General features: G+C 69.2%; 26 protein-coding genes. 14 read left to right on the top strand and 12 right to left on the bottom strand.

Translation table 11 applies throughout. The annotated features are described in order from the left end of the window. Positions 1 to 24: 24 nt before the first annotated feature. From ABZ854_RS05795 to pknB, 3 genes are all read left to right on the top strand, one after another. On the top strand, positions 25 to 1,479 hold the full coding sequence (locus ABZ854_RS05795) for an FtsW/RodA/SpoVE family cell cycle protein (protein ID WP_361204819.1): 1,455 nt from the start codon (positions 25 to 27) through the stop codon (positions 1,477 to 1,479). Then, positions 1,476 to 2,960 (top strand): penicillin-binding protein 2, encoded by a 1,485-nt coding sequence (locus ABZ854_RS05790; RefSeq protein WP_361204816.1) that lies wholly within the window; start codon positions 1,476 to 1,478, stop codon positions 2,958 to 2,960. Before ABZ854_RS05795 ends, ABZ854_RS05790 begins: the two co-directional genes overlap by 4 nt. Before the next feature lie 171 nt (positions 2,961 to 3,131). Further along, positions 3,132 to 5,135 (top strand): Stk1 family PASTA domain-containing Ser/Thr kinase, encoded by a 2,004-nt coding sequence (gene pknB, locus ABZ854_RS05785; RefSeq protein ID WP_361204813.1) that lies wholly within the window; start codon positions 3,132 to 3,134, stop codon positions 5,133 to 5,135. Between the two features lie 74 nt (positions 5,136 to 5,209). Here pknB and ABZ854_RS05780 read toward each other — a convergent pair whose 3' ends face one another. Genes ABZ854_RS05780 through ABZ854_RS05755 form a run of 6 tightly spaced genes read right to left on the bottom strand, consistent with a single transcriptional unit; the run spans position 5,210 to position 9,459 of the window. Beyond that, entirely contained in the window at positions 5,210 to 5,962 is a 753-nt protein-coding gene (locus ABZ854_RS05780) for a class E sortase (protein WP_361204810.1), read from the bottom strand. A gap of 15 nt (positions 5,963 to 5,977) precedes the next feature. Beyond that, positions 5,978 to 7,096 (bottom strand): class E sortase, encoded by a 1,119-nt coding sequence (locus ABZ854_RS05775; protein ID WP_361204807.1) that lies wholly within the window; start codon positions 7,094 to 7,096, stop codon positions 5,978 to 5,980. Further along, on the bottom strand, positions 7,093 to 7,731 hold the full coding sequence (locus tag ABZ854_RS05770; RefSeq protein ID WP_361204804.1) for an aminodeoxychorismate/anthranilate synthase component II: 639 nt from the start codon (positions 7,729 to 7,731) through the stop codon (positions 7,093 to 7,095). The genes ABZ854_RS05775 and ABZ854_RS05770 overlap by 4 nt, the downstream gene beginning before the upstream one ends. Beyond that, positions 7,728 to 7,889, bottom strand: coding sequence for a hypothetical protein (locus ABZ854_RS05765; protein WP_361204801.1), 162 nt, complete (start codon positions 7,887 to 7,889; stop codon positions 7,728 to 7,730). Before ABZ854_RS05765 ends, ABZ854_RS05770 begins: the two co-directional genes overlap by 4 nt. Before the next feature lie 54 nt (positions 7,890 to 7,943). After that, positions 7,944 to 8,648 carry a class E sortase gene (locus tag ABZ854_RS05760; RefSeq protein ID WP_361204798.1) on the bottom strand — a complete coding sequence of 235 codons (705 nt, stop codon included), beginning with the start codon at positions 8,646 to 8,648 and terminating at the stop codon, positions 7,944 to 7,946. Positions 8,649 to 8,670: 22 nt separating this feature from the next. Further along, a complete protein-coding gene (locus ABZ854_RS05755; RefSeq protein ID WP_361204795.1) occupies positions 8,671 to 9,459 on the bottom strand; it encodes a DUF881 domain-containing protein in 789 nt (262 codons plus the stop codon). A gap of 140 nt (positions 9,460 to 9,599) precedes the next feature. On the opposite strand from ABZ854_RS05755, the gene crgA reads away from it, so the two are divergent. Beyond that, positions 9,600 to 9,854 carry a cell division protein CrgA gene (crgA, locus tag ABZ854_RS05750; RefSeq protein ID WP_129307939.1) on the top strand — a complete coding sequence of 85 codons (255 nt, stop codon included), beginning with the start codon at positions 9,600 to 9,602 and terminating at the stop codon, positions 9,852 to 9,854. 295 nt (positions 9,855 to 10,149) lie between these two features. Here the strand turns inward: crgA and ABZ854_RS05745 are convergent, their stop codons facing one another. Together ABZ854_RS05745 and ABZ854_RS05740 are read right to left on the bottom strand one after the other, a co-directional pair. After that, complete coding sequence (locus tag ABZ854_RS05745; RefSeq protein WP_361204791.1) at positions 10,150 to 11,040, bottom strand: rhomboid family intramembrane serine protease; 891 nt, start codon at positions 11,038 to 11,040, stop codon at positions 10,150 to 10,152. A gap of 124 nt (positions 11,041 to 11,164) precedes the next feature. Next, positions 11,165 to 11,698 carry a peptidylprolyl isomerase gene (locus ABZ854_RS05740; RefSeq protein ID WP_361204788.1) on the bottom strand — a complete coding sequence of 178 codons (534 nt, stop codon included), beginning with the start codon at positions 11,696 to 11,698 and terminating at the stop codon, positions 11,165 to 11,167. Between the two features lie 262 nt (positions 11,699 to 11,960). Here ABZ854_RS05740 and ABZ854_RS05735 point away from each other — a divergent pair, with 262 nt between their 5' ends. Beyond that, the gene (locus ABZ854_RS05735; RefSeq protein ID WP_361204785.1) at positions 11,961 to 12,662 is read left to right on the top strand and encodes a DUF5324 family protein; all 702 of its coding nucleotides are present in this window, start codon (positions 11,961 to 11,963) and stop codon (positions 12,660 to 12,662) included. A 134-nt stretch (positions 12,663 to 12,796) separates the two neighbouring features. Here the strand turns inward: ABZ854_RS05735 and ABZ854_RS05730 are convergent, their stop codons facing one another. Then, complete coding sequence (locus tag ABZ854_RS05730) at positions 12,797 to 13,264, bottom strand: ATP-binding protein (RefSeq protein ID WP_361204782.1); 468 nt, start codon at positions 13,262 to 13,264, stop codon at positions 12,797 to 12,799. Positions 13,265 to 13,436: 172 nt separating this feature from the next. Here ABZ854_RS05730 and ABZ854_RS05725 point away from each other — a divergent pair, with 172 nt between their 5' ends. Further along, positions 13,437 to 14,507 (top strand): YihY/virulence factor BrkB family protein, encoded by a 1,071-nt coding sequence (locus ABZ854_RS05725; RefSeq protein ID WP_361204779.1) that lies wholly within the window; start codon positions 13,437 to 13,439, stop codon positions 14,505 to 14,507. A 291-nt stretch (positions 14,508 to 14,798) separates the two neighbouring features. Here ABZ854_RS05725 and ABZ854_RS05720 read toward each other — a convergent pair whose 3' ends face one another. The 3 genes from ABZ854_RS05720 to ABZ854_RS05710 all read right to left on the bottom strand — a co-directional run bounded on the left by ABZ854_RS05720 (position 14,799) and on the right by ABZ854_RS05710 (position 16,975). Next, complete coding sequence (locus ABZ854_RS05720; RefSeq protein ID WP_361204777.1) at positions 14,799 to 16,106, bottom strand: tyrosine-type recombinase/integrase; 1,308 nt, start codon at positions 16,104 to 16,106, stop codon at positions 14,799 to 14,801. Between the two features lie 29 nt (positions 16,107 to 16,135). Beyond that, positions 16,136 to 16,393 (bottom strand): hypothetical protein, encoded by a 258-nt coding sequence (locus ABZ854_RS05715; RefSeq protein WP_361204774.1) that lies wholly within the window; start codon positions 16,391 to 16,393, stop codon positions 16,136 to 16,138. Between the two features lie 216 nt (positions 16,394 to 16,609). Further along, positions 16,610 to 16,975 carry a helix-turn-helix transcriptional regulator gene (locus ABZ854_RS05710; RefSeq protein WP_361204771.1) on the bottom strand — a complete coding sequence of 122 codons (366 nt, stop codon included), beginning with the start codon at positions 16,973 to 16,975 and terminating at the stop codon, positions 16,610 to 16,612. Positions 16,976 to 17,239: 264 nt separating this feature from the next. Between ABZ854_RS05710 and ABZ854_RS05705 the strand changes: the two genes are divergently transcribed. From ABZ854_RS05705 to ABZ854_RS05670, 8 genes are all read left to right on the top strand, one after another. Next, positions 17,240 to 17,554, top strand: a complete 315-nt coding sequence (locus ABZ854_RS05705; RefSeq protein ID WP_361204769.1) for an XRE family transcriptional regulator — start codon at positions 17,240 to 17,242, stop codon at positions 17,552 to 17,554. Continuing rightward, entirely contained in the window at positions 17,538 to 17,765 is a 228-nt protein-coding gene (locus ABZ854_RS05700; protein WP_361204766.1) for a hypothetical protein, read from the top strand. The genes ABZ854_RS05705 and ABZ854_RS05700 overlap by 17 nt, the downstream gene beginning before the upstream one ends. Positions 17,766 to 17,855: 90 nt before the next feature. Next, positions 17,856 to 18,206 (top strand): hypothetical protein, encoded by a 351-nt coding sequence (locus ABZ854_RS05695; RefSeq protein WP_361204763.1) that lies wholly within the window; start codon positions 17,856 to 17,858, stop codon positions 18,204 to 18,206. Then, entirely contained in the window at positions 18,203 to 18,643 is a 441-nt protein-coding gene (locus tag ABZ854_RS05690) for a hypothetical protein (protein ID WP_361204760.1), read from the top strand. Before ABZ854_RS05695 ends, ABZ854_RS05690 begins: the two co-directional genes overlap by 4 nt. Continuing rightward, complete coding sequence (locus ABZ854_RS05685) at positions 18,643 to 18,780, top strand: hypothetical protein (protein ID WP_361204757.1); 138 nt, start codon at positions 18,643 to 18,645, stop codon at positions 18,778 to 18,780. The genes ABZ854_RS05690 and ABZ854_RS05685 overlap by 1 nt, the downstream gene beginning before the upstream one ends. Beyond that, positions 18,777 to 19,313 (top strand): hypothetical protein, encoded by a 537-nt coding sequence (locus ABZ854_RS05680; RefSeq protein ID WP_361204754.1) that lies wholly within the window; start codon positions 18,777 to 18,779, stop codon positions 19,311 to 19,313. The genes ABZ854_RS05685 and ABZ854_RS05680 overlap by 4 nt, the downstream gene beginning before the upstream one ends. Continuing rightward, a complete protein-coding gene (locus tag ABZ854_RS05675) occupies positions 19,310 to 19,600 on the top strand; it encodes a hypothetical protein (RefSeq protein ID WP_361204751.1) in 291 nt (96 codons plus the stop codon). The genes ABZ854_RS05680 and ABZ854_RS05675 overlap by 4 nt, the downstream gene beginning before the upstream one ends. Beyond that, positions 19,600 to 20,637, top strand: a complete 1,038-nt coding sequence (locus tag ABZ854_RS05670; protein WP_361204748.1) for a lambda-exonuclease family protein — start codon at positions 19,600 to 19,602, stop codon at positions 20,635 to 20,637. The genes ABZ854_RS05675 and ABZ854_RS05670 overlap by 1 nt, the downstream gene beginning before the upstream one ends.

Genomic DNA, 20,637 nt, shown 5'->3' with positions numbered 1-20,637 from the left:
AGCCGTGAGAGGCCCCCTCCAGCCATGAGCAGTACACACAACACGCACGCGTCGACGCACCACACGTCCACGATCGGCGCCATCGGCGCGCCGAGCCGCCGCAACACCGAGCTGGCCCTGCTCGTCTTCGCCGTCGCCATCCCCGTGTTCGCCTACGCCAACGTGGGCCTCGCCATCGACGACAAGGTCCCCGCCGGTCTGCTGAGCTACGGCCTCGGCCTCGGCCTGCTGGCCGGCGTCGCCCACCTCGTCGTACGGAAGTTCGCCCCCTACGCCGACCCGCTGCTGCTGCCCCTGGCCACCCTCCTCAACGGGCTCGGCCTGGTCTGCATCTGGCGCCTGGACCAGTCCAAGCTGCTCCAGTCCATCAACGTGGCCGGCGGCAAGGCGACCAACCAGCTGATCTACACGGCGATGGGCATCGCCCTGTTCGTGGCCGTCCTGGTGTTCCTCAAGGACCACCGCGTGCTGCAGCGCTACACCTACATCTCCATGGTCTGCGCGCTCGTCCTGCTGCTGCTCCCGCTCGTACCGGGCCTGTCCTACCCGGTGTTCGGCGCCAAGATCTGGATCCACGTCGGCAGCTTCACCATCCAGCCCGGCGAGTTCGCCAAGATCGTCCTGGCTGTGTTCTTCTCCGGCTACCTGATGGTCAAGCGGGACGCGCTCGCCCTGGCCAGCCGCCGCTTCATGGGCCTGTACCTGCCCCGCGGCCGCGACCTCGGCCCGATCCTCGTCGTCTGGGCGATGTCGATCCTGATCCTGGTCTTCGAGACCGACCTCGGCACGTCACTGCTGTTCTTCGGCATCTTCGTGATCATGCTGTACGTCGCCACCGAGCGGACCAGCTGGATCGTCTTCGGCCTGCTGATGGCCGCGGCCGGCGCCGTCGGCGTCGCCAGCTTCGAACCGCACATCCAGACCCGTGTACAGGCCTGGCTCAACCCGATGCACGAGTACAAGCTCAGCCGCATGGTCACGCACGACGGCATCGCCCACTCCGACCAGCTCCAGCAGGCCCTGTGGGCCTTCGGCTCCGGCGGCACCCTCGGCACCGGCTGGGGCCAGGGCCACTCCGAGTTGATCAAGTTCGCCGCCAACTCCGACTTCATCCTCGCCACCTTCGGCGAGGAACTGGGTCTGGCCGGCATCATGGCGATCCTGCTCATCTACGGCCTGATCGTGGAGCGCGGCGTGCGCACCGCCCTCGCCGCCCGCGACCCCTTCGGCAAGCTGCTCGCCGTCGGCCTGTCCGGCGCCTTCGCCCTCCAGGTGTTCGTCGTCGCCGGCGGTGTCATGGGCCTCATCCCGCTGACCGGTATGACCATGCCGTTCCTGGCCTACGGCGGTTCCTCCGTCATCGCCAACTGGGCGCTCATCGGCATCCTGATCCGCATCAGCGACACCGCCCGCCGCCCGGCGCCCGCGCCCGCCGCCAACCCCGACGCCGAGATGACCCAGGTGGTCCGACCGACATGAACAAGCCCCTGCGCCGGATCGCGCTCTTCTGCGGCCTCCTCGTCCTGACCCTGCTGCTGCGCGACAACTGGCTCCAGTACGTCAAGGCCGACCAGCTCAAGGACGACCCCAACAACCGCCGCGTCACCATCGCCCGCTACTCCACCCCGCGCGGCGACATCATCGTCGACGGCAACCCCATCACCGGGTCCACCGAGACCAGCAAGACCGGCCTGAACGACCTCAAGTACAAGCGCACCTACAAGAACGGGCCCATGTGGTCGCCCGTCACCGGGTACGCCTCCCAGGCCTTCGGCGCCACCCAGCTGGAGTCCATCGACGACGGCATCCTCACCGGTGACGACGACCGGCTGTTCTTCCGCAAGACCCTCGACATGATCACCGGCAAGCCGCAGCAGGGCGGCAACGTCGTCACCACGCTCAACGCGTCCGCGCAGAAGGCGGCGTACGACGGTCTGAAGGCGCAGGGAGGCAAGGGCGCCGTCGTCGCCCTCGACCCCGCCACCGGCAAGATCCTCGCCCTGGCCTCCTACCCGTCGTACGACCCCTCCGCCTTCGCCGGCAACAGCAACAAGGACGCGAAGGCCTGGAACGACCTGCAGAAGAAGAACAACCCGGCCGACCCGATGCTCAACCGGGCGCTGCGCGAGACCTACCCGCCCGGCTCCACTTTCAAGATCGTCACCGCGGCGGCCGCGCTGGAGAACGGCAAGTACACCTCCGCCGACGAGAAGACCGACTCGCCGCTGCCCTGGACCATGCCGGGCACCCACACCCAGCTGAAGAACGAGGGCAACATCCCCTGCAAGAACGCGACGATGCGGGTCGCGCTGCAGTACTCCTGCAACACCGTCTTCGGCAAGATCGGCTCCGACCTCGGCAACGAGAAGATGCTCGACGAGGCCAAGAAGTTCGGCTTCGGCTCCGAGCAGTTCATCCCGGTCCGCTCCAACGCCTCGGTGTTCTCCGACGACATGAACCCGTCGCAGACCGCGCTGTCCTCCATCGGCCAGTTCAACACCGCCGCGACCCCGCTGCAGATGGCCATGGTCGCCTCGGCCGTCGCCAACGACGGCAAGCTGATGAAGCCGTACATGGTCGACGAGCTGGAGTCCTCCAACGTCGACCCGGTCGCCAAGACCCAGCCCGAGGAGATGAGCCGGCCGCTGTCGGCCGAGAACGCGCAGATCCTGCAGTCGATGATGGAGACCGTCGTCGAGAAGGGCACCGGCACGAACGCGAAGATCCCCGGCGTCACCGTCGGCGGCAAGACCGGTACCGCCCAGCACGGCGTGGCGAACAGCGCGAACCCCTACGCGTGGTTCCTCTCCTACGCCAAGCTGGCCGACGGCAGCTCGCCGGTCGCCGTGGCCGTCGTCATCGAGGACGAGCACGCCAACCGGGACGACATCTCCGGCGGCGGCCTCGCCGCCCCGATTGCGAAGAACGTCATGAAGGCGGTCCTCGACACCAAGAAGTGACCCCCATCACGCCCTCTTCACATCGGCGCACGTTGCGGTACCGGTCTCGTATCAGGTTGCGGGCTTGGCCAGGTCACACAGAACGAGCCGGGTACGGTAGGCCCGGACGGGAGCCTCAGGCCGCGCGCAGACGCCGTGGCCGGGACCGACGGAGAGGGCTGGTAGGTAACCATGGAAGAGCCGCGTCGCCTCGGCGGCCGGTACGAGCTGGGCCAGGTGCTCGGCCGTGGTGGCATGGCGGAGGTCTACCTCGCGCACGACACCCGGCTCGGCCGCACCGTGGCGGTGAAGACGCTGCGCGCGGACCTCGCGCGTGACCCGTCCTTCCAGGCCCGGTTCCGCCGGGAGGCCCAGTCGGCCGCCTCGCTCAACCATCCCGCGATCGTCGCGGTCTACGACACGGGCGAGGACTACATCGACGGGGTCTCGATCCCGTACATCGTGATGGAGTACGTCGACGGCTCCACCCTCCGTGAGCTTCTTCACAGCGGCCGCAAGCTGCTGCCGGAGCGGACGCTGGAGATGACCATCGGCATCCTCCAGGCCCTGGAGTACTCGCACCGGGCCGGCATCGTCCACCGCGACATCAAGCCGGCCAACGTGATGTTGACCCGCAACGGCCAGGTCAAGGTCATGGACTTCGGCATCGCCCGCGCGATGGGCGACTCCGGCATGACCATGACCCAGACCGCGGCCGTCATCGGCACCGCCCAGTACCTCTCCCCCGAGCAGGCCAAGGGCGAGCAGGTCGACGCCCGCTCGGACCTGTATTCGACGGGTTGCCTTCTCTACGAGCTGCTGACGGTGCGGCCGCCCTTCGTCGGCGATTCCCCGGTGGCCGTGGCCTACCAGCACGTCCGCGAGGAACCGCAGGCCCCCTCGGTCTTCGACCCCGAGATCACCCCCGAGATGGACGCCATCGTCCTGAAGGCGCTGGTCAAGGACCCGAACTACCGGTACCAGTCGGCCGACGAGATGCGCGCCGACATCGAGGCCTGCCTCGACGGCCAGCCCGTCGCGGCCACCGCCGCCCTCGGCGCGGTCGGGTACGGCGGCTACGGCGACGACCAGCCGACCACCGCTCTGCGCCAGGAGCCCGGCGCCGCGGGAGCGACGACGATGCTCCCGCCGATGAACCCGGACGACGGCGGCTACGGCTACGACGACCGCCCCGACCGACGCCGCCAGCAGCCCAAGAAGTCCAACACCTCCACGATCCTCCTGGTGATCGCCGGCATCCTGGTGCTGATCGGCGCGATCCTGATCGGCAAGTGGGCGTTCAGCGGGCACAACGCGGCGGACGGGAAGGTGCCCGCTCCCGCCTTCGTCGGCAATTCCAAGGGAACCGCCGAGAAGATGGCGACCAACGTCGGACTGAAGCTGTCGTTCAGTTCGAAGCCCTGCGCCGACCAGCCCAAGAACAACGTGTGCACGCAGGACCCGGACCAGGGCGTGAAGGTCGCGAAGGGCAGCACCGTCAACCTCGTGATCTCCACCGGCGCCCCCAAGGTGATCGTCCCGGACGTCCGCGGCGTCCAGTTCGACCAGGCCGAGGCCCAGCTGAAGGACAAGGGCTTCGAGGTCGAGAAGAAGACCGAGGTGTCGACGCAGACGCCCGGCGTGGTCACCAAGCAGGACCCGGCGGGCGGCGTGAAGAAGGAGAAGGGCACCACGATCACCCTCACGGTCGCCAAGGCCGAGGAGAAGGTGACCGTCCCCGACGACCTCGTCGGCAAGTCCTGCGACGACGCCAAGACCGAACTGCAGGGCCTGGGCCTGACCCCGACCTGCAACGACACACCGACGACCAACCCCGACGACGACGGCAAGGTCCTCTCCACCAACCCGCAGGCGGGCCAGCAGCTCTCCAAGAACACGCCCATCACGCTCAACGTGGGCAAGGTGCAGAACAACCAGGTCCAGGTCCCGAACATCCAGGGCCAGAAGCTCAAGGACGCCCAGCAGCAGCTGGCCCAGGTCGGCCTGCAGGTCGGCAACATCCAGGGCTCGCAGGACCCGAACTCGATCGTCGTCTCGTCCAACCCGCCCCAGGGCAGCACCGTCCAGTCGGGCTCCCGCGTCGACCTCGTCACCTTCGGCCAGGGCGGCAACGGAGGCAACCAGGGCGGCGGCAACAACGGCGGCACGAACATCTTCGGCGGCGCCGGGGGCTGACCGAGCCCCACCACACGGACGTGGGCCCCTGCCGGTTCTCCCGGCAGGGGCCCACGTGCTCTTCGACTCTGCTGCTAGCCCAGTTCCTTCGGGGGCGTTCGTGCGCTGTCCACCTTCTGCACCCGTACCAGCTCGCCCCAGACCACGTAGCGGTAGCGGGAGGTGTAGACCGGGGTGCAGGTCGTCAGGGTGATGTAGTGGCCGGCCTCGGTCTTCCCGGACTCCCTCGGGATCTGGGAGAGGACCTTGACGTTGTACTTCGAGGTCTCGGGGAGGATCGCGTAGACCTTGTAGACGTACCAGTCGTCCTTGGTCTCGAAGACGATCGGGTCGCCCTTCCTCACCTTGTCGATGTTGTGGAACTTGGCGCCGTGGCCGTCGCGGTGGGCGGCGAGGGTGAAGTTGCCCTTCTTGCCGGTCATCGGGAGCCGGGCCTTGACTGGGTCCGTGTAGTAGCCGGCCACGCCGTCGTTGAGGACGTCCGTCCCCGTGCCCTTCTCGACCAGCACCTCGCCGTTGTGCATGGACGGCACGTGCAGGAAGCCGATGCCGTCCTTCGTGTCCAGCGCGCCCGGCCCGGTGTCCTTGGCGTGGGCCCAGTGGTCGCGCACCTTGTGGGCCTGGCTGTCCGCCTTGCGGTCCGCTATGACGTTCGTCCACCACAGCGAGTAGACGACGAACAGGGCGAGCAACAGGCCCACCGTGATGAGGATCTCGCCGAAGACACTCACCGCCATGGCGATCCGGCCGGGGCGCCGGCTGCGCGCGCCGGGCGGCGCGCCGGACGGGTCCGTGTGCTCTTCGGTGTCGTCAGCGGTCGCTGCCACTTCGTTCCCTGGTCCCTACTCGACGAGCGCGTCCGGCTTGCCCTTGCTGCGCGGGCGTTCTTCGACCATCTTGCCCCAGACGATCAGCCGGTATTTGCTGGTGAACTCCGGTGTGCACGTGGTGAGCGTGATGTAGCGGCCGGGCTTGGTGAAGCCCGACCCGCGCGGGATCGGGTCCAGCACGCTGGTGTTGGCCGGCGACGTCACCGGGAGCGTCGACGTCACCTTGTACACGAAGTACTTGTCCTGCGTCTCCACGACGACCGCGTCGCCCGGCTTCAGCCTGTTGATGTACCGGAACGGCTCACCGTGCGTGTTCCGGTGCGCCGCCAGCGCGAAGTTCCCCGTCTTCGCGTCCGGCATCGCCGTCTTCAGCGGGGCCTCGCCGTAGTGCCCGACCATCCCCTTGTCGAGCACGTTCGTCTTGCTGACGCCCTCGGCGATCGGCGCCACCACGTCCAGCTTCGGAATGTGCAGGATCGCGAAACCCTGCCCCGGCTCGAACACCCCGGGGCTGCGCTTGCCGCTCTCCCAGTCGTGCTGCAGGCTGCTCGTCTCCCGTCCGGCCTGCGCGTGCGCCCGCACGTTCGTCCACCACAGCTGGTAGGTGACGAACAGCAGCATCAGCACACCGGTGGTGATGAACATCTCGCCGATCGCCCGGCTCGCCAGCACCGCCGGGCCCGGCTTGCGCAGCCGCGCCTGCCGCCGGGCCTCGACCCGCGACAGCGGCCGCTCCGGCCCCGCCGACGACCCCGGATCACCGGCGCGCCCCGGGCCGGCCATGCCCGCCGTACCGCCATGACGCCCGCCACGCCGTCTGGCGGCCTTCCTCCGGGCCGCGCGGCCGCCCCCCGGAGGCCCAGGGGCCGATGTGACCGAGGAGGCCGCAGAGGCGAACGTGGGCCCGCCCGACGCCTCCAGTGGATCCCCGGCCCCCGGCACCCGCAGCGCCATCGTCTCGTCGTCCAGCGGCGCCCGGTAGGCGTCCCCGGCGCCGGAAGAGGGACCTGCGCCCCCGTCGAATCCCGCCCCGTGCTCCGTCGCGCCCCAGTCCCCCAGCGCACCAAAAGCCCCGTACGACGCACCGCCGTACGAGGCTTCGGTCTCGCGCTCAGGGCGCAACGCGGTCACGCCGTGGCCCTGCCCACCACCGGGGCAAGCCCCGCAGACCTCGCCACCGCACCCTCGTCGCCGCACTCCACCAGCCAGTTGGCCAGCATCCGGTGCCCGTGCTCCGTCAGCACCGACTCCGGGTGGAACTGCACGCCCTCCACCCGCAGTTCGCGGTGGCGCAGCCCCATGATGATCCCGTCCCGCGTCCGGGCCGTGACCTCCAGCTCTTCCGGCACGGTGGCCGGTTCGGCGGCCAGGGAGTGGTAGCGCGTCGCCGTGAAGGGCGACGGCAGCCCCGCGAAGACACCCGCTCCCGCGTGCTCCACCAACGACGTCTTGCCGTGCAGCAGTTCCGGCGCGCGGTCCACCACACCGCCGTACGCCACCTGCATCGACTGCATGCCCAGGCACACGCCGAACACCGGCACACCGGTCGCGGCGCAGTGCCGGACCATGTCCACGCACACGCCCGCCTGCTCGGGCGTGCCCGGCCCCGGAGACAACAGCACGCCGTCGAAACCGTCCTGGGCGTGCGCCGTCGACACCTCGTCGTTGCGCAGCACCTCGCACTCGGCACCCAGCTGGTACAGGTACTGCACGAGGTTGAAGACGAAGCTGTCGTAGTTGTCGACGACGAGAATCCGCGCACTCACTGGTTGTCCACCGTCACATCGTTGAAGGGCAGCAGCGGCTCGGCCCACGGGAAGACGTACTGGAAGAGGGCGTAGACCACGGCCAGGACCAGGACGACAGAGATGAGGGCCCTGACCCACGCGTTCCCCGGCAGATGCCGCCAGATCCAGCCGTACATGCCGTCCCTTCCGTCTCGCCACGGCACCGGTAACCCACGCCGTACCGCACCAGACTAACGGCGCAGGGCCTTCGGTTCGCCTGTCTCCACAGGCTGTGTGGAGTCCAGGTGCGCCCACACGATCAGCCGGTGACTGTGCCCCCACTCCGGATCGCAGGTGGTCAGCGTCAGGTAGCGGCCCGGGCGCGTATACCCGGACTTACGTGGCACAGGGTCGATCACCTCAACGTCGGACGGGACGGTTTTGTAGGGCCCTTTGTCGATCCGATACGTGAACCAGGTCGTCCCGTCCGTCAGTACGACCGCGTCGCCCCGCCGGAGCCGGGGGAAGTCCTTGAACGGATCGCCGTACGTCCGCCGGTGCCCCGCGACCGCGAAATTGCCGACCTGGCCCAGCCGGGCCGTCCCCGCGTAGTGCGCGAGCCCCTTGCGCAGCACGTCCGCGCCCGTGCCCTGAAGCACCGGCTTGTTCCACGTGAAACCGAGCCGCGGGATGTACATGATCGCGAAAGGCCGGCCGTAGTGGTACGACGGCTGCCGCGGCGGACTCGCGGCGGCCCCGTGGCCGGCGGCAGCCTGGGCTCCCGCCGCGGGGCGCATGGTCCCCTTCGACCACTGCTGCTGGAGCTGGTCGATCTGGTCGCTCATCGCGCCGTCGGCCCGCACGCCCGTCCAGAACAGCACATAGACGACGAAGAGCACGATCACGGCGCCGACGGTGATGCACAGTTCGCTGACGGTCCTGACGATCACGCGCACCGGCGGCCTCCTGCGAGGGCGGCTACTTCACGGGCTTCGCGTAGTGCAGGTCCACTGTGCCCGAGTAGCCCGGCAGAGTCACCGTGCCGTCGTCGGTCACTTTCCAGCCGAGACCGTAGACGTTCACGTACACCATGTACGTCTGGATCGCCTTGCTCGCCGCGAGCGCCTGCTGGAGCCTGGCCGGATCACCGACCGCGGTGATCTTGTACGGCGGCGAGTACACCCGGCCCTGGAGGATCAGCGTGTTGCCGACGCAGCGCACCGCACTGGTGGAGATCAGCCGCTGGTCCATGACCTTGATGCCCTTGGCCCCGCCCTGCCACAGGGCGTTCACCACGGCCTGTAGGTCCTGCTGGTGGATCACCAGGTAGTCGGGCTGCGGCTCCGGGTAGCCGGGCAGCTTGGCGGTCGCGTTCGGGGGCGCGTCGTTCAGCGTGACGGTGACCGCCCTGCCCGTGAGGTTCTTGGTCCCCGCGCTCTTCTCCAGGCCGGTGAGCCGCTCGTCCTGCGCCTTGGTGCTGCCGTCGTCGCTCTCGGCGAGCGACTCGACCGTGCCGCGCAGCTTGGCGTTGGACTCGTCCAGCCCCTTGTTCTTGAGGCTGCGCTCCTGGATCAGGTCGGACAGCTTCAGCAGGGAGGCGTCGGTGCGGATGTCGGTGCCCTTGGCCGTGTCGAAGCTGGTGAAGAAGATGAGACCGGCGAGGGCGAAGACGCCCAGGGTCAGGATCCGCACCGGCCGGACACGCGGCCTACGCGCGGGGCCGGCACCCGTTGATCCCGTCCCGGGGGAGTCGGCAGAATTGCTCAACGTACCCTTATCTCCTTCGGCGCCGCGGAAGCACTACGCTAACGGACGCCCGGGGGAGCAATCAGTGTCCCCTTGTACGCTGCCCCGAGCCCGACCAGTTGTCTGCGCGGCCACGCAGCGCATCGACAGGAGAGACCCTCGTGCCGAAGTCACGTATCCGCAAGAAGGCCGATTACACGCCGCCCCCCGCGAAACAGGGGCAGGCCATCAAGCTGACCAACCGCGCGTGGGTCGCGCCGGTCATGCTGGCCATGTTCATCATCGGTCTGGCCTGGATCGTGGTCTTCTACGTGACCGACGGCTCGCTCCCGATCGACGCCCTCGACAACTGGAACATCGTGGTCGGCTTCGGCTTCATCGCCGCCGGCTTCGGTGTCTCCACGCAGTGGAAGTAGCCACGTGGAAGTAGCCGCGGTCGACCTCTCGGCCGGCCGGGTCGGGGCAGCTCTGCCCACGGCTGTTCGCTGAGTTATCCACAGGCCACCGGCGTTGTCCACAAGAGCTGGGGAAAAGAAGAAGATCTGTGGATAACTCATCGGCGGTTGACGCCGGTGTGACTGGCCTACCGCTCCCCGAACACACGATCGCCCCCTGCCTCACCTGCGAAAACTCATCCGGGTGACAGGGGGCACCGTTGTTCCCGCACGGTGTGCACAGGATCGGCCACCGTCTGTGGACAACGGTTCGACATCAGGTGAGCTGAGCGGTCCTCACCAGCGTCAGGACGACCACGACGGCCAGCACGACGGCACAGGTGCCGTACTGCACGAGAGCCCGGTTCCGGCGCGGGGCGTGCACCATGGCGTACCCGGTGACCGCGCCGGCGACGAGCCCTCCGACGTGGGCCTGCCAGGCGATGTGCGGCACCCCGAAGGTGATGATCAAGTTGATCACCAGCAGGGCGACGACGGGCCGCAGGTCGTAGTTGAGCCGGCGCATCAGGACGGCGGTGGCGGCGAAGAGCCCGTAGATCGCCCCGGAGGCGCCGAGCGAGGGCTGGTTCGGGGCGGCGAGCAGATAGGTGAGCGCGCTGCCGGCCAGGCCCGAGACGAAGTACAGGGCGAGGTAGCGGGCACGGCCTAGGGCCGCTTCCAGCGGGCCGCCGATCCACCACAGGCTGACCATGTTGAACAGGATGTGGATGTAGCCGCTGTGCAGGAACATCGCGGTGAGCAGCCGGTAGTACTGGCCGTCCGCGACGCCCTGGAGGCCGGTGAGGTAGGCGGCGTGGGCCGGGCCGCCGAACAGCAGGAACCGGTTGGTGAAGCGGTCGCCCACGGACTGCTGTACGAGGAAGGCGGCGAGGTTGACGCCGATAAGGATCTTGGTGGCCAGCCGCGGGTCCGCCGTCAGGGTGCCGCCCGCGAGCGTGCGCGGCCGGGTCGCGGCCGGAGTGTGCCCGGTGCCGGAGCCTGCGCGCACGCACTCGGGGCACTGGAAGCCGACGGAGGCGCTGACCATGCACTCCGGGCAGATGGGGCGTTCGCAGCGGGTGCAGCGGATGCCGGTCTCGCGGTCCGGGTGCCGGTAGCACACGGGCAGGCTCCGGGCGTCCGGCGTGCTGCCTGCGGCCTGGTCCATGCGGTCCCCTTGCTCGTCGGTGGCGGTACCCCCGGCACTACCCTGCCCCGCTCATCCTTACGGACGAGCGGGGCGATTGGTTCCCGCTGGTTCCCGTCCGCTGGTTCCCGCCGGACGGCCGACCTCAGCGCTCGCGCTTCTCGATGACGACCGTCTCGATGACGACATCTGTCAGCGGCCGGTTGTTGGGACGGCTGGTCGGCACGTTGGCGATGGCGTCCACGACCTTCTGGCCGGCCGCGTCGGTGACCTCGCCGAAGATGGTGTGCTTGCGGTTCAGCCACGTGGTCGGGGAGACCGTGATGAAGAACTGGGAGCCGTTGGTGTGGGGGCCCGCGTTGGCCATGGCGAGGAGGTAGGGCTTGTTGAAGGACAGGTCGGGGTGGAACTCGTCCTCGAACTCGTAGCCGGGTCCGCCGATGCCGGTGCCGAGCGGGTCGCCGCCCTGGATCATGAAGCCGCTCATGACACGGTGGAAGAGCGTGCCGTCGTAGAGCTTGGCGCTGCTCACCTCGCCCGTGGCCGGGTGGGTCCACTCGCGGTCGCCCTGCGCCAGCTCGACGAAGTTCCTGACCGTCCTGGGCGCGTGGTTCGGGAAGAGCCGGACCTCGATGTCGCCGTGGTTGGTCTTCAGGGTGGCGTAGAGCTGCTCGGCCACGGTCTGCCTTCCGTTGTCTTTCCGTGATCCTCCGATCCTCGCACGGTGTGGGCCGTGTGGACCCCGGCCTCCGCGAGTTCACCCGGGAAGGGAGCGGGCGGCGGCGAATCGTGGCAGTGTCGACCGCAAGCGCCTGTTGACCGGAATTTCTCCGTTCAGCACCCGTATGCCCGTCCTCGCATGCCGCAGGGCGTGCCGACAGGCATGATCCGTAAAAGGGTGGAAAGTCGAAATACCGTACGCCACCGAGGAGGAGGAACCCGTGACCCGCATCGACAGCGTGCGCGCCGCGACCGGCTCGGCGAAGGACAGCGTGCTGCACGCCGCGGAAGTGGTGGCGCCCTACGCCGACACGGCCAAGGACCGTGCTGCGTATTACGCGCAGGAGGCACGCGTACGGCTCGCGCCCGTGGTGTCCCAAGCCGCTGAACAGGCCCGTGTGCAGTACGACGCCCATCTGGCGCCGCGTCTGGAGCTGGCCCGCACGCATGTGCCGCCGAAGATGGACCAGGCCGCCCAAGAGGCGGCGGCCCGCACCCGCAAGGCCGCCAAGCAGGCCGCCGAGTACTCACGTCCGAGGATCGAGCAGGCCGTGGCCGCGGCCGGACCGGTCGCCGACGAGGCGACCGCGCGCGGCGCCGCCGCCCTGGCCGCGCTGCGCGGCCAGGTCTCGGCCCGGCAGATCCAGAAGATGGCACGCCGCAACGCGCGGCGGTCCCGGGCCGGGCGCGCCATGAAGGTGCTCGCGCTGGTCGGCGTGATCGCCGGCGGTGCCGTGGCGGCCTGGAAGTGGTGGGACAAGCAGGCCAACCCGGATTGGCTGGTGGAGCCGCCGGCCCCGACGGAGGTGCCCGAGTCGAGCCGGCTGAGTTCGGTGGACGGCACTGACACGTCCGTGCTGGACCCGGAGGTTCAGGCGAAGGAGGACGAGGAGGAAGCAGCGCACCGCGACGACCAGGCATGACGCGGTCGTACCGGTCGACCTGGTCGAACCGCGACGGTCGAGGCGGTCAAGGCGGTCGACGCGTGGGACGGACGACGTGGAGTCGTCCGTCCCACGCTGTGGTTCACGTGAAACCCCGCCATTGGGATCACGTTTCACGTGAAACACCGCTCGCTCACGTCGCCCCGGTCGTCGCTGAGTGCGATCCGTGCGGTGACGCGCTTGCCGACGGGCTCCCGCTGGGCCTCGAAGTCCTGGGTGATGGCCAGCACGATCTCCAGTCCGTGCTGTCCGACCCGGTCGGGGTCGGCCGTCCGGGCGACGGGCAGAGCGGGCTCGCTGTCCCAGACCACGACCTCCACCTGGTCACCGGCGAGGTGCAGGTCGAGCATGACGGGGCCGGGAGCGTACTTGCGGGCGTTGGTCACCAGCTCGCTGACCACGAGTTGCGTGGCGTCCAGAACCTGGGGCGGCAGGGGGAGCCCCTGCTCGTCATGGAGACGGCCGAGGAATCCGGCCGCCAGGTGCCGGGCCTCGGCGATGCACGTGCCGTCGCCCTCCAGCGCGACCGTCAGCTCCGGGAGATCGATATCGGGTGCCTCGTGGCTCTGATCCGAAAACACAGGCTCCACCGGGACCGCCGCCTCCACTGCGCCCGTCCAGCACTCACGCGGCTGTCGCGAGTGCCTGGCGCCTCGACTGCCTTGCGTCCGTTCAATCCCCTTATGCCCCACCTTGCCCAGTGCCATGCGGGTCTGATGGCTTAGTCGTGGGTGCCGGGGATACCCGGTGGACATGGCGAAGCTGCATCTCCCGGGCAGAAGAGATCACCACGGCGCCGACTCGGACGAAGACGGCACCCGTCCGGTCCCGTCCCCCGAGGAGGCCGGTCCAGGCCCCGAGGTGGAGCGGCGGGCGCCGGACTCACCCACGAAACTCCCGCGGGGAGCCTGGCGGGCCGTGCTACGGGGTTCGCTGCGCGAGTTCAAGGACGACGAGCTGAGCGACCGCGCCGCGGCACTGACCTACTACGGAGTGCTGTCGCTGTTCCCGGCGCTGCTGGTGCTGGTCTCCGCACTGGGCCTCACGGGCAGGTCGACCACCGACAAACTGCTGAACAACCTCAAGCAGCTCGCCCCCGGCTCGGCCCGCGACATCCTCACCCAGGCGGTCCACCAACTGCAGAACAACGCCGGTACCGGCTCGATCATGGCCGTGGTGGGCATCGTCCTGGCGGTGTGGTCGGCTTCCGGATATGTGGCGGCGTTCATGCGAGCCGCGAACCGGGTGTACGACATGCCCGAGGGCCGACCGGCCTGGAAGATCCTTCCTGTGCGGCTCGGACTGACGGTCGCCCTGATGGTGCTGGCCGTCATCAGTGCGCTGATCGTGGTCTTCAGCGGCAGTCTGGCCCACAAGGCCGGCACCGCCCTCGGACTGGGGGACACCGCGCTGACCGCCTGGTCGATCGCCAAGTGGCCCGTCCTGGTGCTGCTGGTCACCTGCATGATCGCGCTGCTGTACTGGGTCGGCCCGAACGCGCGGGTGAAGGGCTTCCGGTGGATCACCCCGGGCAGCTTCCTCGCCCTGTTGATCTGGATGGTGGCTTCCGTCGGTTTCGCGTTCTATGTCGCGAACTTCGCCTCGTACAACAAGACCTACGGCACCATGGCCGGCGTGATCGTCTTCCTGGTCTGGCTCTGGATCAGCAACCTGGCCATCCTGCTGGGCCTGGAATTCGACGCCGAGACGGTACGGCAGCGGGCGATCACCGGCGGTCTGCCGCCGGACAAGGAGCCGTACACCGAGCCGCGCGACACCCGGGCGTGGGACGAGGAGGACGTACGGCGCCTGCAGGAGCCCTGAGCCCTCACCCGTCCCACCCGGGCCTCCGCCCCCTGACGGACAAAACCCCTCTGACCGCGTTTCCGCAGGTCAGAGGGGTTTTTACGGGGTGGAGCCTAGGGGAGTCGAACCCCTGACATCTGCCATGCAAAATCACATGCACTGATTTGCGAGTCTGGCCGAGTGCCGCCGAGTGGCCCCGAGTGCAGGTCAACCATGGTGCGGGTCAACAGCCGTGGCGTTCGCCGAGACTCGCCGAGCGTCGCCGAGAGGGGTTTGTGGAATCCTTGTGGACTCCTGCCCGGCGCGGCCTCACGACACAGCCCGCAGGTGGCGGGCCTCGCCGCCGCCCTCGAGGGCCGCACGCACCCGGTCGGCAGCACCCTCACTGCCGTGCGTGTACAGCCACGTCACCCGGCCTCCACGCTCCTGCCCCAGCATGAGCTGCACATCTTTCTCGCTCACACCCCGGGCGTGCAGGCGGCTCGCCAGCGCGTGCCGGTAGTCGTGCATCCGCGGCCAGTACTCCTCACGGCCCGTCTCCGGGTCCTTGATGAGCCGCGCCAATCCCACTTCCTTGATCGCGGGGATCCAGATCCGGCGCCGGAAGTTGTTGCCCCGCAACACCCCGTCGAGGGTCACCTTCTCACCCTTGAGGAGGCGGGCCTCCCCGGCCATCGGGCCGCGGAACACCAGCTCCTCCGGGCAGAGTCCGTCCTTCACGGCTGTCATGGCACCGGAGGCCGGCAGGCGCTCCAGCATGAGCTGGGCGGCCTCCACGGCCAGCGTGGTGAGCGGCACCGTGCGGTAGCCGGCGACCGTCTTCGGCATCTGCTGCCGGACAATGGTGCCGCGGTCGTCGACGAGGATGTGCCGGACCTCGGCCGTCTGCTCCTCGAGATCGAGGTAGCAGGCGCGCAGGCCGATGAGCTCGCCCCACCGCATGCCGGTCTCGTGGGCGAAGTCGACGAGCGGCTTGTACCAGTTGGGGATGGCCTCGCGGATGGCGGCGTACTGCTCCTCGGTGGGCGGCCGCAGTTCGTCCGGGTGCTTGGCCGTCGCGGTCGCGGTGACGCTGACGCCGTCGACCGGGTTCCTGGCGATCCGCTCGTCGACCACCGCGTCCCGCATCAGGGCCCGGAACAGCTCCCTCACCTTGATCTGGGTGGCGTGTCCTTTCACCTCTGTCCTCATCCACGCCTGGACCTCGGTGGTCCGGATCGACGCCAGTTTCCGGCCACCCCACTTGGGTTCGAGGTGGCACGTCCATAGGCCGAGCTTGCGGTTCCGGGTGGTGGGCCGTACCGGTTCGTGGCCGGGCCACCACTCGTCCCACCAGGCCGCGACCGTCATCTCGCCGCGCTTGGGGTCCAGGTAGGTCCCGGACCGCACGGACTCGCGGACCTTGTCGAGGAACGCGTTGGCGTCCTTGGCCTTGGGGAAGTTCTTCGCCTTCTGCCGGCCGTCGGTGTCGCGGTAGCGGGCCTGCCAGGAGCCGATGCAGTCGCGGCGTGCCTTGCGCTCGCCGTGCTCGCCGGGCGGGTAGGCCTCGAGGCACAGCTTGCAGCCGCAGGACTTGGAGCGCAGCTGCCGGGGGTTGTTCGTTGCCCTACGAGGCATGGTGCCTCGCTTCCGTTCGGGCCTTCACTTCATGCGCCAAGGTGGATCACCTCGTTGCTCCTTCGCTGAGTCGGGATCGCGGGGAGCAGGCTGATGCTCTCCCCGCACCAGCAGACTGCACCGAAGGGCGGCTGGGCGATGCCGAGTTGGCGAAGGACCGCCCGCAGGGCACGCGTCGTGTACATCGTGGTCGCGCGCAGCTCGTCGGGGATGATGACCAGGTTGTGCTCGTGGTCCCACGGGTCGCTGATCGTGTGGCGCGGTGCGTACTTGACGCGGATACACATGGGCGCACTCCCCCGGTGGTTGACGCGTGTGACTGGCGCCACCGATGGGGGAGAACATCGGCAGTGCGGTCGAACCTACCCCCTGTTGGGTGAATATGCGACCACTCTGTGCAGCATTTGTGAACGGCACCTGACGGGGAGTAATGAAGTCCGTTTAGCTGAGACTCGCGGCACCCCGGAAGGGTTGCACGCGACTTCCCGACGCGCCGCCGGAGCCTACTGGTCGTTGCTCTCCGCGACGGCCGTGGCCTGGATGTACAGCATCTGCCGCTGCTCCTCGGTGAGGCGGTCGAAGACCTCGAGGAGCGCTTCACGCTCGCCGGCCTGGAGCGGGGGAGGCGTCTTCTTCCCGGTGGCCGCGAAGAGCCGCGTCTCAGGGAAGCGGGGGAACTCTTCTGCGAGCCGGCGGATGGCATCGCGCCTGGGGATGGCTTTGCCGTTGGCCCAGTTGTTCACCGTGGACACGTGGGAGCCGATGCGTCGCGAGATCTCGCTGTCGCTGATGCCGCGGTACTCGTCCTTGAGCGCGGCGAGAACCTGCGCGAAGGTCTCGCTGGGCTCAGTTCGGTCGGGTGTCTCCACGCAGGCAAGCGTGCCCGGACCTTCTACTTTTCGCAAGCGAAAGTAGAAGGCATGGCGAGAACTTGGCGGCGCGCGACCTCCCCATTACGCGCCGTTGTGCAAGGCATATGCCGCCAAAGTAGAACATCCATTCGACCCGCGCGACACCCTCGGCAGAACACGGCGAATCTCGGCGAGACTGGTTGACGAACTTCGATTTCGAAAGTAGAAATATCGAAGACGCCTCAGCCGAGGCGATCCAGCCACAACGGCAGAGGTCCATTCATGCCCAAACTGCACCGCAAGGACGACGGACGCCCGCTCAGAGACGCCATGGCCCGCGCCGGCCTCTCCATCCCCGCACTCGCCAAGGCGACGCGGCAGGTGGACCCGGCCGGGAAGGGAGTCTCGGCGGCGACCGTCGGCCGGCTCGCGGGGCAGGGCAAGACGGCCCGCACCACGTGCGAGCTGAAGACGGCCTGGCTCGTCGCCGACGCGCTCCACCAGGAGACGAGCGCCCCCCTCCAGGACCTCTTTGCCATGCCCACACCTTCGACTTCGATTATCGAAAGGTCAACCCCCGATGCCGACGAAGAGTGACCGTCGCGTCGCCCTCCCGGGCGGCCTCATCCCCCTGCTGAGCCAGAAGGAGCTGGAGACGTACTACGGCGTCTCCGACTTCACGGTCCTCCAGTGGATCAAGGCCGGGATGCCCGTCGAGCCCTTCGGCGCCCGCGGCCGCCGCTTCGACCTCAACGAGGTCAAGACCTGGATGGCCACGCAGGACGAGCAGCTCGCCGCCACCGCCTGACACCCCCCTGAGCACGCCGAAGGGCCGCCGGATGCGACCCGACGACCCCCGACTCGGCGCCTCAACACACCAGAGAAAGCAGAGGTCACCGTGACCACCGAGACTACCGTCCCTCCGGTCAGCGAGCTGGCGCAGACCAGCGACAACCGCATCGCCGTCGAGGTGATGCTTGACTACCTCGCCCTGCCCGCCCCGTCCGTGACCGCCCGGCCTGACGCCGTGTACGTCAGCGTCGCCGACGTCGACGACCTGGGCGCGTGGCTCACCGCCCGTGGCGGCAGGGTCCACGTCCACCCCGCCGGTGACGGCGTCGAGTTGTGGACGCTGCTCACCTCGTCCCCAGAGCGCGCGGACGGTTCGTCGGTCCCCATCCGGGTCTCCGCTCCGGTCCCCGCCGGTGAGGTCGTACTGGGCTACATCGTTGCGGCGGTGGCGGCGTGAGCATCTCGTCCCTCGCCATGACGGCGAAGAAGGTCATCGACGCGGCGTGGGAGAACGGTCCGTCGTACGACCTGGCGTCGCAGGCCGCGTTCGCGCTGGAGTCGGCGCAGCTGCTGCAGTCCCCGGAGACCGCCGCCGAGCTGGAGCAGCTGCGCAAGCAGGTTGCCGAGCTGCTGGTGGAGCGGCACACCACCAATGAGGCACTGTCCGACGCGGCGAAGCAGCTGCGCGCGAACCGGGACCAGATCGCCGAGCTGGAGGCCCGGCTCGCCGAGTACGAGCGGCCCGTCGACGAGGACCCGATCTCGTTCGCGCTGACGCCCGGGGCCGAGGCCGCCGTCGACCGGCTGACCCGCATGCTGGCGCCGACGCAGGCCCTGCGCGAGGACCCTCTGCCCCACGGTTCCCGGGTCCTGCCGACGGGCGGTGTCTCGTGATGTGGCTTCTCACGGCGCTCGTGTTCGCCTCGGCCGTGGCGTTGATCGCGTGGGCGGTGCTGTTCGTCGAGGACGAGGCGCACAGCGCGTCGGAGTCGGTGTGGCTGCCCTCGCAGCGGTCGGGCGGTGACCAGTGAGCGCCCGCGACGACCTGTACCTGTACGCGATGGTCGGCAAGGTCCAGGAGGACGGCAACCGCCGCATGGCCGTCGCCAAGCTCGACGCCCACCGCGCCGAAATCCTCGCCGAGGACGGCCAGACGTACGACGGCGAACTGGCCATGCTCCGCGGCCTCGTGCGCACCCTGCACACCGTCACCGGCCCCGGCACCGCCGACATGGACGAGGTCCGCCGGCTCTTGTGGGAACACGCCCACGACGACGCGGCTGCCCGCGACCAGGCCGAGGAGAAGAGCGGCCCCACCGGGGCCGACGCCACTCCCGCCGCCGGTGACCGCCGCTGGCCCTTGCATTGCCTGCTGCTGCCCGTCCTGTTCGTGACGTCCGGCGCCCTCGCCGCCGCCATCGCCTTCGCGGCCTCCGCATTCTTCGACGGCACCGCCCGGTGGGCCGTCTGGGCCGCCGTCGCCAGCGCGGCCGTCATCGCCGGCGGCTACGCCATCCACCGCCTCACCGACACCCCGAACTCCCGGAAGGACGGCCGCCCGTGAGCGCCCGCACCGAGATCCTCGCCGCTCTCCAGCGCGCCGGATACGACGAGACCGGAGCCCGCGACCTGCTGGCCCGCGCCGACAAGGAACCCCGCGACCCCAACCCCGACCCCGACTTCCGCGAGACCCTCGCCGGCGGCCACGCCCTCGTCATCGAGTACGGGGACTGCGAGCTCCACGCGTCGTGCCAGTGCGGAAAGCGGCTCGGCATGACGACGCCGGACGCCTCACTCGACACCTTCGCGCGGCCGTGGGAGCGCCACTGCATGACGGAGGTGGCTGCCTGATGACGACCGCCACCGCGCGCGCCGGGGCTGCGGCCCCGGCCGCCGGCCGCCGGGTCACACCCACCGGCCGACTCATCCTCCCCGCCGACGCCGACCGCGCCGACTGGCTCACCGCCCGCCGAGGCGGCATCGGCTCCTCCGACGTCCCCGCCATCCTCGGCCTCGTCGACAAGAAGCCGCCCCTCGCCGTCTACTACGACAAGACCGGCCACGACATCGACGACGCAGGCGAAGCCGCGTTCTGGGGCACCGTCCACGAAGAGCCCGTCGCCCGCCACTGGGCCATGCGCAACCGGTCCGTCATCCGCCGCGTCGGACTCGTCTCCCACGAGGACCACCCGCACTGGATGACGACCCTTGACCGGCGCGTCACCGAATGCCCGATCACCGAGGACCGCACACCGTGCGCCCTCGAGGTCAAGACCCGCTCCGCCTTCAAGAACGCGCAGTGGCATGCAGGCGCCCCGGACGACGTCCTCGCCCAGATGCTCTGGCAGATCGTCGTCAACGGCTACGAGCACATGCACTTCGCCGTCCTGATCGGCGGCAACGAGTACCACCAGGGCACTGTCCGCGCCGACCAGTACGCGGACGTCATCGACGACATCACCACGGCCATGGACCGGTTCTGGACCGAGCACGTCCAGGCGCAGGTCCCGCCGGAGCCGACCGGCGACGGTGAGGCAGTCGCGAAGATGTTCCGCCGCCTGCACCCCACCCGGTCCGGCGCGGTCGACGTCGACATGCACGCCGACGCCCTGGACGCGCTCCTCGCCTACAACCGGCACCAGCGCGAGGAGTCGGCCGCGAAGAAGGCGAAGGCCGCCGCGAAGGCCCGCATGATCGCCGCCCTCGGCGACGCGCAGCAGGCCCGGCTCGGCGGCGAGCGCGCCTACTCCCTGGAGCCCACGAACGCCGCCCCGCGCGTCGACCTGGAGCAGCTCGCCGAGCGCTGGCCCGACGCCTACGAGGCCTGCGTGCAGGCCAATCCGACCGAGCGTCTCGACATCTCCAAGGCCTTCAAGGGGGGCATCTGA

This window comes from Streptomyces sp. NPDC047028, from assembly GCF_040644095.1.
Classification (GTDB): Bacteria; Actinomycetota; Actinomycetes; order Streptomycetales; family Streptomycetaceae; genus Streptomyces.
This window is presented reverse-complemented; position numbering and strand designations above follow the sequence as displayed.